Here is a 12,495-nt window from a genome sequence, read left to right on the forward strand (position 1 = left end):
CCCCGCTTTCCGCTATGCCTGGACGACCTGTCCGGACAATTTCACCTTCAATAAGGTGTAACCCACTACCGCGGCCAGCAATGAACCGATAAGAATGCCGAGTTTAGCCCAAACGATGAGTTCAGGCGCGTGTGCGCCAAACGCCAGCGTCGAGATGAAGATTGACATTGTAAATCCAATTCCGCACAGCACGCCCACCGCCATAATCTGCTTAAATGTAGTGCCATATGGCAATGATGCCAGTTTCAGCTTCAGCGCCAGCCAGCAGAAAAGGCTAATCCCCAGCGGCTTGCCGATAAACAGTCCTGCAATGATGCCCAGCGGGAGGATCGACGTCAGCCCGTCCAGCGTAATCCCTTTCAGCGAAACGCCCGCGTTGGCAAACGCAAATAAGGGCAGGATCATATACGCAACCCAGGGGTGTAAAACATGCTCAAGACGTTTCGCCGGCGAGCGGCCATGCTTCTCCTTAAGCGGAATAAAGAAACCTACGATAACGCCCGCCAGCGTAGCATGCACCCCGGATTTCAATACAGCAGTCCAGAGAACCGCGCCCACCAGAATATAAACCCCGGTACGTCGGACACCGCACAGATTAAGCAGCCCCAGAGCCGCAATAGCGCAGGCGGCCACGCCCAACGATACCACTGATAGATCGCGGGTATAAAACAGGGCGATGATCACTATTGCTCCGAGGTCATCAATAATTGCCAGCGCCATCAGGAAAACCTTCAGCGCTACCGGCACACGGCTTCCTAAAAGTGCCAATACGCCTAATGCAAAGGCAATATCCGTCGCCGCCGGTATGGCCCATCCTGCGCGGGTAACGGGGTCGGTATAGTTAAATGCCAGGAACAGCAACGCCGGGACGGCCATCCCACCGATAGCGGCAATGACCGGAAACGCCGCCTGACGTAAACTGGCGAGAGATCCTTGCATCAGCTCACGTTTTACCTCCAGCCCAATCATCAGAAAAAACACCGCCATGAGGGCATCATTCACCCATAACAGCATGTTTTTATTGATCTCAAGCGCCCCCACCCGAAGCTGAACAGGCGTTTCCAGAAGAGCATGATACGCGGCACGGGTAAAATCGCTGTTAGCCATGACCATGGCGAGTGCAGCAGCGATGATGAGAATGATGCCTCCCGAGGCATCACTACTAAAAAAACGATGCAGATGTTTCATCTCTACTCTCACATTTTTATGACGACACAATAGAGACAATCATACTCTCCTCAAATATTCGTTAAAATTAGATTATTCAGCGTAGATGACTCAGTTTAAGCGATCTATATCTCCTCCCCGTTGAGGATCCATAATGAAAAAGCCCCGGATTGACCGGGGCTGTAATTAAGGACAGCTTATAACTCAATATGCGCCGAGGTCAGTCCATGCCTGGCCTGGGCCGCAGTTCAGGTCTGGCTGCAGGCCTTCACACCACCAGTTAACCTGGTAGTTGTGACCTTTCCAGCTCACGATTTCGAACTCACCCCAGTTTACGCCGTAAATGGTTGTTGCATCCCACTGTGGGTATTCAGAGGCAGAGTCATCTGGCAGAGTATCAGTGTCATCAGACGGTGTTGGGGTCGGAGTGACATCCTCTTCGTCATCAGCCGGAGTCGGTTCAACCGCGCTTGCCGCTGGCACAACGGTCAGAACGAAACGTTGCTGGGTTGAAGGTTCGCCTTGAGCATCACGCACAAACAGGGTGAACTGCAGTTCAGTCGCAGCTTCAACAACCGGTACCACGAACTCGATAACCGCAGCGGTTTTATCTGCAACGTCAATGGCTGCTGGCACACCCCAACTGAAGCTCAGCGCATCATTATCTTCATCGCTTGAACCTTCGCCAGAAAGCTGGATACGGGAACCGCCGACAACGCGCAGTTCAATAGCCGCTTTAGGTGCATGGTTAGCTTTCTCACCATCTTCTTTGTCTTCGTCAGCAGGTTCGACATTGATGCCTTCAAAGTAGAATGGCTCCATATCAATCACTTCTTTGCTGATTTCATAACCCAGACCTTCACGCGCTGCGTTTGCCAGCACCCCGTTGTCCTGGTCAATGGTCCAGGTGAACAGGCCACCCAGGCCGAGTTTAGCCGCATACTCACCTTTCGCTTTTACGCTGCGTGGAGTATCGAGGGACATAAACAGTTTTGATTGTGGGTTGTACAGGTAATCTGCATTTGCAACCTGGTCAGTATAAACGTTGAAGCCGTTACGACCTTTCTGGTTTTCCAGATCCAGATAGTTATAAATGGTGTCATACCATTCAGTAGTGCCAGATTCGAAGGAACCAGTGGTTGTACCTTCACCTGCGCTGTAAGAACCTTTCAGCGGGGAGAAGCTTTCGATTTCTGCGTTACGGGCATTACGGGTGTAACCTGCATAACCGATGTTAATGCGATCCGCAGGGAAGCCTTCGGCAATCAGATAATCGATAACGGCTTCAATGCTCCAGCCACCTGCAGACAGTGGAGACAGGTTGGTGTGATGGGTCAGGCTTTCTGACCATGGGGTACCGAAGAAGTCATAGGTCATCACGTTGATGCCATAGAGACCTGCATCCAGCAGCGCTTTAACGTTAGAGTAACCCAGGGTTTCTACAACAGCAGAGCTGGCGATAGAAATTTTAACATCGCTACGGCCTGCGGCATCCAGCTGAGTTTTCAGCTCTTTGATGACCAGAGCATAGTTCGCACCATCTTCCGGGCCGTAAGGGTTGTTGTTACCGGCTGCATTTGGATATTCCCAGTCAATATCAACTTCACTGAACATTGGGAACTGTTTAAATAACTTCACCACACCGGCTGCGAAGGTTTTGCGCGCAGCTTCAGTTTTTGCCATCTCATGGAAGCCGTTACTCATGGTCCAGCCACCGATACTCATGGAAAGCGCCAGAGTGTGCCCCAGTTGCTTCGCTTTCGCCTGCAGGTCGCGCAGGCCGCCCAGCAGGCCGTGAGTATTTTGTTGAGTCACCGTCATCGGCTCAACGTCCCAACCACTGGTCTCCTGGTTGCAGTTGACATAGGACTGGAAGTCACCCCATGGGTCGAGGAAAGTCGGTTCGTTAGTGGTTTTACCGGTCTGCGCCGCCGCATTTTCGATGGTGTACTGTTTTTCACCTTTATCACCAACAACGCCGATAAAACCGAAGATGATTTTGTCATAAGCCAGTGGATCGACATTCGCCAGATCGTAGCCACGTCCGCGGTTAGCAGGCGTGTCACCGCCCTGCAGGCGGCCATCGTACTGAGACCAGTCGGTGTAGTAACCAAATACCTTAGATTTCTTCGCATCGGCTTTATAAACGTTATAAACCGGATTAGCCACACGGGCAGACGTATAACTGAATTTGCTTACTTCAGTTGCAGGAATAAATCCGTCCGCTGCATTACTGGTTTCAGTCAGAGTATCGCCTTTAATCAATTTGCTGGTAGTCATAATATTTCCCTTATATATAGATATTTGTGTTTTCGCAGTTCGTTCTGCTGGTTGAATAATCCCTTAATTGCGTACCGAAGGCTAATCACAAAACATCATCATTGCCGATGACAATTAATTTATATTAATAAACGCTAACAATAAATTAAACCGAGGATATATTTCAACATTTTATTCACCAGTCCGGCAACATATATCCTGCCAACAAAAAGTTAAATAGCATTTAATACCTTTTTAAATTTCATTTAAGATCCAATCCAAGCTGTGATACACATTAAAAAATCAAACCTAAAATGCAGTTATTTATTTTTAATATATGGATTAGGTCGATTCTCATAATTAATATCCTACCCCGCCACAAAAGCATGTGGCGATATCATTCTGAGGGAACACAATGAAAACGTATATCATCAACCATGACTGCATCTTTAATGAACGTAAATACGAGCTACGGAATATCACCAACTCAATGGTCGTGCGGATGACGGCGATGAGGGCCAGGTGCCTGAGCTTTATCATTGAGCATGCACAAAATGAGGTGATTGAACGCCAGGAGTTGACCACAGCACTGTGGGGTAGCAGAGGAAACTATGTTAATGACGCAAACCTAACGCAAATTCTTTATCTGATTCGCAAAGATCTTAAATCACTCGGGATTCATGATCTCCTCATTACAATCCCCCGTAAAGGTATCCACGTAAATGATTTAATTCCTATTGAATCAAAGGATACCGACACGCCAGCAGCAGTTCCACTTTTTAATCTTGCCCGTCTTAAACAACTGTTTATCGCTTTTTTTAAGCACAGATAATTACATTCAAATATTATCACGGAGGTTATAATGAATCCTGTTATAGATGGTATTCTTGCAGTAGAAGGGGGTTACTCCAATAATCCCGCCGATCGGGGGGGTGAAACCAACTGGGGGATTACGAAATCCACTGCCCGGGCGAATGGTTACTCTGGCGAAATGAAAGCACTGACCCGTGAAGAGGCCTACGCTATCCTTGAGAATGCTTACTGGATCAAGCCAGGGTTCGAGAGTATTTCGCATCTGTCCTGGTCTATATCGTTTGAATTGTGTGACGCCGCGGTCAACATCGGCCCACATTATCCCTGCACGTGGTTGCAGCGCTGGTTAAACGCCTTCAACAAGGAGCAGCAATTGTATCGTGATTTAAACGCTGATGGTCTTATCGGTCCAATGACGCTAACGGCTCTGGAATCCTTTCTGAATGCACGCGGTAGCGAAGGCGAAGAGGTTCTGCTCAGAGCGCTGAATTGTAGCCAGGGAGCTTATTATCTAAACATTACTGAGGAGAGAAGACAGAACGAGCAGTTTGTTTATGGCTGGCTAAAAAATCGTGTTGTTTAAGTTGAATAATGGGGCGATGTAAACGTTACAACGCCCCATTTTCACCATCGATAATTAATTGCCGATCAATTTCAAGATTTACGTTGTTTGAAGACGCTCATTCTTTACCTGATACAATACGCTTAACTCGCGCACCGAGTAACTTGATAATGGGAACAGAAAATACACCTCCCACACCGGCAAAAAGTAATATCATATTAAAACTTAGACCTTTTTCAATCGCTACAGCACTCAGTATAAGACTGGTAAAGCAAGAGATGATTATTTGGGTAATACATCCCATTAAGCGGCAATGAAGGTTACTGGCTTTGAACTCCTCTGATTTTAACAAAAAACTCACAACCCCTCCCCATGCTCCGGTCGAGATGACCATAATAAGCACTTCTACTTCGAGAAGGATCGCCTTTGGCGTTTCTAGTTGCGCTGGTAATAACATACATGATTCCTTTTGGATTGCGTGACACGACAAATTTAACCCCGTCAGGGAAAAGATGAGAGTCAAAAAGAATCACTTAACATAGATACTGCAAAATTTCTTATTTGGAACGTTAATGACGGAAGGCAGATAAGGTATGTAGCATGTCGACGACTTCTTGAATATATTGGCCCTTGGTATTTCTTTTATACCATGATGCGTAAACATTCATTTGTCGAACTTTCATTTCACGCGGCAACTGTAAGATATTAATATTATATTTACGTTGATTCTTAAAGAAAATAGCAACTTTTAGCGGGATCAACGCGATGAGTTGCGTGCGCTCAACAATGCCAATCAGACCTGTCAGAGAATCGCTTTTGTAGCCAATAACCCTTCGCTCTTTAACATCAACATGATTACTGTATAAATTATCATCTTCAATTGTCATTTCGGGACAATCGTTAGCTTTGAAAACCGCGTGTTGGGCAGAAAAAAAGTTATGCAATGATAACTGCGAGAGTTCACTTAATAAGTTGTCCTTGCCGCAGATAACACAAAAGTGTTTGAAACTATCAATCGCCTTGCATTCGAAATCACTATCATTATTACATTCATGGCTAATCGCTATATCGCACTCCTCCATAACTAATAGTCTTTTCATTTCTGCTTTTTCCCGATTACGATTAGAGTAATGGCGAAAAGAAAAACGTTCAAAAAATTTATCGTCGTAAATCTGTGATAAATAATAGTTTTCGGTAATATCTCCCCCCAGAAGCGTTATATTATTTTGCTCCGTATCCTTTATTTCGGGTTTAAGCGCTGTTTTAATTAAATCAATAGCCTGACAGAAGCGACCATGGACTTCGAGCGCCTTAACCGTGGGAACGAGACCCGTTCGACCTCTGACAAACAGGGTTTCCTGGTAGAACCCCTGCAGACGGTTCAGTGCAATCGATACAGCCGCCGGGGTGACTGACAATCGTTGAGATGCTTTCGTGACATTTCCAGCGGAAATGACCGCATCAAGCACCTTAATCAAATTATAATCAAATTCACTCTTCAAAAAATAACTCCCGTTTCATCAACACCTCCACAACGTAATAAAGGAGTAATAAGGAACATTATTACTCCCTCTCAGATATAATCCAAATCAATTAATATCATTAATTGATAAGTTGGGATGATATCACTGATTAAGGGGCAATCATATTTAGAGGAAAGTAATGAGACTTTAAGGAAATCTTAAAACAAAAAGCATTATTTCCTCATTTAAAGCATTTAATTATTTTTTAATATCAAGGATAAGATCTTAAATAGATGAGATAAAAAAAAGCCCGGAATAAATTCCGGGCTCTTTTTTTGCTTGAACTCAGCGGGTCAAATCATCGAAGAATTTTTTGACACCGTCGAAGAAGCTTTTCGATCGCGGACTATTTTTCTCGCCCGTTGGGCCACCGAAACTTTCCTGCAGCTCTTTAAGCAATTGTTTCTGCTTATCGTTCAGGCCAACAGGCGTTTCTACCACTACGCGACATAGCAGGTCGCCCTGTGCGCCACCGCGAACGGATTTAACGCCTTTACCGCGCATGCGGAACAGTTTGCCGGTCTGGGTTTCACCTGGCACTTTCAAGTTCACGCGACCATCGAGCGTCGGCACTTCTATTTCACCACCCAGCGCCGCCATCGCGAAGTTGATAGGAACTTCGCAGTACAGGTTATTACCTTCACGCTCAAAGATAGCGTGCTGCTTGACCTGCACCTGAACATACAAATCGCCTGCCGGAGCACCATGCTCCCCCGCTTCGCCTTCACCCGTCAGACGGATACGGTCGCCCGTATCCACACCCGCAGGAATTTTAACCGACAGGGTTTTGGTTTTCTCCACGCGGCCATGACCGTGACATTTATTGCACGGATCTTTAATCAGGGTACCGCGACCATGACAGTGCGGGCAGGCTTGCTGTACCGCGAAGAAGCCCTGACGCATCTGTACCTGGCCGGAACCATGACAGGTAGGACAGGTCTGCGGCTGAGTTCCCGCTTTCGCCCCGCTGCCGTGGCAAATCTCACACTCTTCCAGCGTCGGAATGCGGATCTCTTTCGTCACACCGCGAACGGCTTCTTCCAGCGTCAGATCCATGTTATAGCGCAGGTCTGAACCACGGGCTGCACGCTGACGGCCACGACCACCGCCGAAGATGTCACCAAATACGTCGCCAAAGATATCGCCGAAATCAGCGCCGCCACCAAAGCCGCCGCCACCGAATCCACCGCCGCCCATACCGCCCTGCTCAAAAGCAGCGTGACCGTATTGATCGTAGGCTGCACGTTTTTGTGCATCGGTCAGGATTTCGTAGGCTTCTTTAATCTCTTTGAATTTGGCTTCGGCCTCTTTATCCCCTTGGTTGCGATCCGGGTGGAATTTCATGGCCAGGCGTTTATACGCCTTTTTGATTTCACGCTCGTCCGCTGTTTTCGGAACGCCTAAAATCTCGTAATAGTCTTGCTTTGCCATTGTTTTTTTTAAGCCCCTTAACATGCAAGCACGGGCGGAGAGGAAACCCCTTCGCCCGTGCCAATTAATGACCCTGCATCAGGGCGATTATTTTTTGTCTTTCACTTCTTCGAACTCAGCGTCGACAACGTCGTCATCTTTCGCGTTGTTCGCAGAAGCGTCCGCGCCAGCCTGCTGCTGTGCGTGCTGCTGCTGAGCAATTTCCATCAGCTTCTGAGAAGCCTGTGCAAGCTCCTGCATTTTCGCTTCGATGTCCGCTTTATCTTCGCCTTTCAGAGACGTTTCCAGCGCGCTCAGTACAGCTTCGATAGCCGTTTTGTCTTCTGCTGGCAGTTGTTCGCCAGCTTCTTCAACCTGCTTACGAGTGCTGTGCAGCAAATGGTCACCCTGGTTACGCGTCTGAACCAGCTCTTCGAACTTACGGTCAGACTCAGCGTTAGCTTCCGCTTCACGAACCATTTTTTCGATTTCAGCTTCGTTCAGGCCAGAAGATGCTTTAATGGTGATCTTCTGCTCTTTACCGCTGTTTTTGTCTTTCGCAGACACGTGCAGAATACCGTCAGCATCAATATCGAAGGTCACTTCGATCTGCGGCATACCGCGCGGTGCCGGGCTGATACCATCCAGGTTGAACTGACCCAGATCTTTGTTATCCGCCGCACGCTTACGTTCACCCTGCAGCACATGGATGGTTACCGCAGACTGATTGTCTTCCGCAGTAGAGAACACCTGGCTGTGCTTGGTTGGAATGGTGGTGTTTTTGCTGATGAGCGCAGTCATCACACCGCCCATGGTTTCGATACCCAAAGACAGCGGGGTAACGTCCAACAGCAGTACGTCTTTCACTTCGCCAGTCAGCACGCCGCCCTGAACCGCTGCACCGATAGCAACAGCTTCGTCCGGGTTAACGTCTTTACGCGGCTCTTTACCAAAGAATTCAGCCACTTTCTTCTGAACCATTGGCATACGCGTCTGACCACCGACCAGGATAACGTCCTGAATGTCAGATACGGACAGGCCTGCGTCCTGCAGGGCTACTTTCAGTGGCTCGATAGAACGGTTCACCAGGTCTTCTACCAGGCTTTCCAGTTTCGCACGGGTCACTTTGATGTTCATGTGTTTAGGACCAGACGCATCTGCAGTAATGTACGGCAGGTTCACGTCGGTCTGCTGAGCAGAAGAGAGTTCGATCTTCGCTTTCTCAGCGGCTTCTTTCAGACGCTGCATCGCCAGCGGGTCGTTACGCAGGTCAATGCCCTGATCTTTCTTAAACTCATCAACCAGGTAGTTGATCATACGGCTATCGAAGTCTTCACCGCCCAGGTGGGTATCACCGTTGGTTGCCAGAACTTCGAAGGTTTTTTCACCGTCAACTTCGTCGATTTCGATAATAGAGATATCGAAAGTACCGCCACCGAGGTCGTAAACCGCGATAGTACGGTTGCCAACTTCTTTATCCAGACCGTAGGCCAGAGCCGCTGCGGTTGGTTCGTTGATAATACGCTTGACTTCGAGACCTGCGATACGGCCAGCATCTTTGGTTGCCTGACGCTGAGCATCGTTGAAGTATGCTGGTACGGTAATAACCGCTTCAGTTACCGGTTCGCCCAGGTAATCTTCAGCCGTTTTCTTCATTTTCTTCAGCACTTCAGCAGAGATCTGCGGCGGTGCCATTTTCTGACCTTTAACATCGATCCATGCATCACCGTTGTCAGCACCGATGATTTTGTAAGGCATGATGGCTTCATCACGCTGCACTTCTTCGTCCTGGAAGCGGCGACCAATCAGGCGTTTAATCGCAAACAGGGTGTTTTGCGGGTTTGTCACTGCCTGACGTTTAGCCGGCTGACCAACCAGAGTTTCACCATCCTGGGTATATGCAATGATAGAAGGCGTGGTGCGATCGCCTTCGGCGTTCTCCAGCACGCGTGCAGTAGTGCCATCCATAATCGCTACACAAGAGTTAGTAGTACCCAGGTCGATACCAATAATTTTACCCATCTAAACGTCTCCACTAAAAATTCAGTCAACATGTGGTTGTGTACCTGTAATAAGGGCAGAAGGTGCTTTTTCAACTGTCCAGATTTGATATTTTTTCAGGTCCACACACTGCGGTTGACTACTAGATGGGGTCACTACAGCATCCATCAAGGGGGAGAGATAAAAAATTTTTCATTTTCTCCCTGATGAAATCGTAATGATAAGCAGTTCGGTACAGACAGCGGCTGAAAACGGAACAATACTTTGCGTTATCTGTAACAAGCTGTACCTGTTCGTTTATAAAACTCACGCGAAACGCTGCCCATAGAGCCAAGGCGGTGTAATGTATCCTACTGAAAAATTGAACTTTTAGCTTGTAAAGCATTTCTCGTTAGCCTGGTCCTTGAGGGTCTAACGCGCATCAAGTTCATTGAGGAGACGAAACGGGTTGTTGAGCAAGCATTTGCAGCAACAGGATCGTCTGCTAAGGACCAGGGCGGCACAGTTTTATACGCAGGTGGAGTTTGTTCGGGAAAACAATAAAATCCTCGGCTATATTATTTCTTCTGTGAATATTTTTATATCCGGAATGGCATCTATTCGTGGTGTAATAATGATTGCTACAGGCACGCCAATAGGGATATTGGCATGTGCATTTCTTGTCGTAGATGGTGCAAATAGCATAAGGAGTTGATAAAATCCTGCATGGTCAAGAATCAAAGTCAGAAGGTATTTTTGCTGAAGAGGCAATGGAAAAAGCTATCTTTATGGGTTTCAAACCTGAAGCGGGGCTCGCAATTTACAAAGCGATCTCCCTAAATACAAGTGTTTATACACTATTTGGTTTATCCAGAAAAGCAGAAGCCCGGCGACTTTTTCGTTATATTCCAAAAGATTACTACCAAAAAATTACTACCAAAAAATCACAGTCACAGGCAAACCCAGGCTGACCATGAAAATTCTGGGTTATGGCGTAAAAGCGAAGGCGATTTTTGATCTTATCAATACAAATTAGATCCGTTTTAACCTGCAAAATCGCCAGGATTTATATGAGATTACCGGCGGTTGTATAAATATTAAAATAATTAATGTTATTAACAAGCCAATACTTCCAGAAATTAACTTGCTTGTACTGGAATAAACAGCCAAAAATCAATACCAGTAAAAAGAATGATTAGATAGCAGTTAATATCTTAAATCTTTAAAAAATTCGGTAATATTCATTATATCTCCTTTTAAATTATCAAAAGAAGGTTTACAGGGACTGTTTATATTTGCGGCATACCAGCCCTTACGCCCGCCTATAATGCTGAGAATTGTAACAACCTTAGACCCACTTCAGAGACGCTTCCTTACCCGGCTGAGCACATCCCAACGCCATTCTGGCAACGACGTTCTGTCACAATTGGGATATTCGTAGGGGAAATGGAAACAGCTATCTTTTACATTCCAAAAGACGACTACCGAAATCCACCGTAATAGGCAAGCACAGGCGGTTGTATAAAAATTGCAACCGCTACTCCACAAGAATGGCCAACGGTGCCTGAGGAAAAACAGCAAATATTTCTTCGACGGGTATACATTTTATATCCGCAACGCTTATCACCCTAAGCGTCAGGTTTTATCTGCCTCTCCAAAGGTAGCATTGCTTGTCCTGTCATAATTACGTGTCAGCGTCTTATCTATCGCTTTACTGACTGTCACGGGACCGATAGCGGCATAATCAGCTCGACAATAAATCGTGAACATTGTTACTGACTCTCTCCTCTGTATAGGTTTTCCCACCCATGACACTAACGATTGTCAAACCAAAATTTAACAAGCTGGTGAATAGCTTAGGGGCTGGCATCACTCCCTGTCTGCTTAGGCGGTCAAGGTTCTCAACATACAACCACGAATCAGATGAAATAACCCCAACTTTTACAGCGTTAATGAATCCATAAAATTCACCTCGTGTGGTATTCTTGCCGCGAAACGCAGAGACGCCCGCATCCAGGATCTGGACGTACTCCAAACCATGAATTGCAGCGTATTGTTTCGCTTTTTCAGTCTGACGCGCCAGGGATATGTTCCCTGTCTGTTTGTCAGTAGACCAACCTATACAGGAATAAAGTTTTTTCATGGCTAACACAGAGAATAATAAACATTCTGAAAGTATCACTTTTTCGAACCAGGGCAACACTACGTTGGCTAATCCGGCTCCGCTGGGCCTGATGGGGTTTGGCATGACCACCATCCTGCTAAACTTGCACAATATCGGGATGTTCCCGATGGATGGCGTAATCCTGGCGATGGGCATTTTTTACGGCGGTATCGCGCAAATCTTCGCGGGCCTGCTCGAGTATAAAAAAGGCAATACGTTCGGCTTAACCGCCTTTACCTCTTACGGCTCTTTCTGGCTGAGCCTGGTCGCCATCCTGCTGATGCCTGGCATGGGCCTGGCAGACGCAGCGAACGCGCACTTCCTGGGTGTTTACCTGGGTCTGTGGGGTGTCTTCACGCTGTTCATGTTCTTTGGCACCCTAAAGGCAAACCGCGCCCTGCAGTTCGTCTTCCTTAGCCTGACCGTACTGTTCGCCCTGCTGGCCATAGGCCACCTGGCGGATAACGAAGGCATCGTTCACATTGCAGGCTGGGTCGGCCTGGTGTGCGGCGCAAGCGCCATCTACCTGGCGATGGGCGAAGTGCTGAACGAACAGTTTGGCCGCACCGTGCTGCCGATTGGTGAAAAACACTAATCTTTCGTCGTGCCCGCCCTGC

The 12,495-nt window shown here is 47.2% G+C and carries 12 protein-coding genes; 5 read left to right on the forward strand and 7 right to left on the reverse strand.

Annotation, left to right across the window (positions count from 1 at the left end; translation table 11 throughout):
- Positions 1–12 precede the first annotated feature (12 nt).
- Together nhaA and NL510_RS19735 are read right to left on the reverse strand one after the other, a co-directional pair.
- The gene (gene nhaA / locus NL510_RS19730; protein ID WP_253379527.1) at positions 13–1,188 is read right to left on the reverse strand and encodes a Na+/H+ antiporter NhaA; all 1,176 of its coding nucleotides are present in this window, start codon (positions 1,186–1,188) and stop codon (positions 13–15) included.
- Between the two features lie 183 nt (positions 1,189–1,371).
- Positions 1,372–3,447 (reverse strand): glycoside hydrolase family 18 protein, encoded by a 2,076-nt coding sequence (locus NL510_RS19735; RefSeq protein WP_253379529.1) that lies wholly within the window; start codon positions 3,445–3,447, stop codon positions 1,372–1,374.
- Positions 3,448–3,841: 394 nt separating this feature from the next.
- Between NL510_RS19735 and NL510_RS19740 the strand changes: the two genes are divergently transcribed.
- Both NL510_RS19740 and NL510_RS19745 read left to right on the forward strand, forming a co-directional pair.
- Entirely contained in the window at positions 3,842–4,258 is a 417-nt protein-coding gene (locus tag NL510_RS19740) for a winged helix-turn-helix domain-containing protein (protein WP_253379533.1), read from the forward strand.
- Between the two features lie 30 nt (positions 4,259–4,288).
- Entirely contained in the window at positions 4,289–4,822 is a 534-nt protein-coding gene (locus NL510_RS19745; RefSeq protein ID WP_253379534.1) for a glycoside hydrolase family 108 protein, read from the forward strand.
- Positions 4,823–4,919: 97 nt separating this feature from the next.
- On the opposite strand, the gene NL510_RS19750 is transcribed toward NL510_RS19745, so the two are convergent.
- The 4 genes from NL510_RS19750 to dnaK all read right to left on the reverse strand — a co-directional run bounded on the left by NL510_RS19750 (position 4,920) and on the right by dnaK (position 9,756).
- Positions 4,920–5,258: a phage holin family protein gene (locus NL510_RS19750; protein ID WP_253379535.1), complete on the reverse strand. Its 339-nt coding sequence runs from the start codon at positions 5,256–5,258 to the stop codon at positions 4,920–4,922.
- A gap of 112 nt (positions 5,259–5,370) precedes the next feature.
- The gene (locus NL510_RS19755; RefSeq protein WP_253379536.1) at positions 5,371–6,303 is read right to left on the reverse strand and encodes a LysR family transcriptional regulator; all 933 of its coding nucleotides are present in this window, start codon (positions 6,301–6,303) and stop codon (positions 5,371–5,373) included.
- A 306-nt stretch (positions 6,304–6,609) separates the two neighbouring features.
- On the reverse strand, positions 6,610–7,755 hold the full coding sequence (gene dnaJ / locus NL510_RS19760) for a molecular chaperone DnaJ (protein ID WP_253379537.1): 1,146 nt from the start codon (positions 7,753–7,755) through the stop codon (positions 6,610–6,612).
- A gap of 87 nt (positions 7,756–7,842) precedes the next feature.
- Positions 7,843–9,756, reverse strand: coding sequence for a molecular chaperone DnaK (gene dnaK / locus NL510_RS19765; protein WP_253379538.1), 1,914 nt, complete (start codon positions 9,754–9,756; stop codon positions 7,843–7,845).
- Between the two features lie 496 nt (positions 9,757–10,252).
- Here dnaK and NL510_RS19770 point away from each other — a divergent pair, with 496 nt between their 5' ends.
- Both NL510_RS19770 and NL510_RS19775 read left to right on the forward strand, forming a co-directional pair.
- Positions 10,253–10,429, forward strand: a complete 177-nt coding sequence (locus NL510_RS19770) for a hypothetical protein (RefSeq protein WP_253385026.1) — start codon at positions 10,253–10,255, stop codon at positions 10,427–10,429.
- Between the two features lie 55 nt (positions 10,430–10,484).
- Positions 10,485–10,685: a DUF4225 domain-containing protein gene (locus tag NL510_RS19775; RefSeq protein ID WP_253379539.1), complete on the forward strand. Its 201-nt coding sequence runs from the start codon at positions 10,485–10,487 to the stop codon at positions 10,683–10,685.
- 773 nt (positions 10,686–11,458) lie between these two features.
- Here the strand turns inward: NL510_RS19775 and NL510_RS19780 are convergent.
- Positions 11,459–11,857, reverse strand: a complete 399-nt coding sequence (locus tag NL510_RS19780) for a recombinase family protein (protein WP_253379541.1) — start codon at positions 11,855–11,857, stop codon at positions 11,459–11,461.
- Between NL510_RS19780 and satP the strand changes: the two genes are divergently transcribed.
- On the forward strand, positions 11,856–12,473 hold the full coding sequence (gene satP / locus NL510_RS19785; RefSeq protein WP_253379543.1) for an acetate uptake transporter: 618 nt from the start codon (positions 11,856–11,858) through the stop codon (positions 12,471–12,473). The two genes, NL510_RS19780 and satP, sit on opposite strands and share 2 nt — an antisense overlap.
- The last annotated feature ends 22 nt before the right edge of the window (positions 12,474–12,495 follow it).

Origin of the sequence: unidentified bacterial endosymbiont (genome assembly GCF_918797525.1) — a bacterium.
In the GTDB taxonomy this organism is placed as follows: Bacteria; Pseudomonadota; Gammaproteobacteria; order Enterobacterales; family Enterobacteriaceae; genus Enterobacter.

Coding starts and splice junctions, on each gene's coding strand:
- nhaA (WP_253379527.1), bottom strand. CDS start 1,188: ATGAAACATCTGCATCGTTTTTTTAGTAGTGATGCCTCGGGAGGCATC.
- NL510_RS19735 (WP_253379529.1), bottom strand. CDS start 3,447: ATGACTACCAGCAAATTGATTAAAGGCGATACTCTGACTGAAACCAGT.
- NL510_RS19740 (WP_253379533.1), top strand. CDS start 3,842: ATGAAAACGTATATCATCAACCATGACTGCATCTTTAATGAACGTAAA.
- NL510_RS19745 (WP_253379534.1), top strand. CDS start 4,289: ATGAATCCTGTTATAGATGGTATTCTTGCAGTAGAAGGGGGTTACTCC.
- NL510_RS19750 (WP_253379535.1), bottom strand. CDS start 5,258: ATGTTATTACCAGCGCAACTAGAAACGCCAAAGGCGATCCTTCTCGAA.
- dnaJ (WP_253379537.1), bottom strand. CDS start 7,755: ATGGCAAAGCAAGACTATTACGAGATTTTAGGCGTTCCGAAAACAGCG.
- dnaK (WP_253379538.1), bottom strand. CDS start 9,756: ATGGGTAAAATTATTGGTATCGACCTGGGTACTACTAACTCTTGTGTA.
- NL510_RS19775 (WP_253379539.1), top strand. CDS start 10,485: ATGGAAAAAGCTATCTTTATGGGTTTCAAACCTGAAGCGGGGCTCGCA.
- satP (WP_253379543.1), top strand. CDS start 11,856: ATGGCTAACACAGAGAATAATAAACATTCTGAAAGTATCACTTTTTCG.
- NL510_RS19780 (WP_253379541.1), bottom strand. CDS start 11,857: ATGAAAAAACTTTATTCCTGTATAGGTTGGTCTACTGACAAACAGACA.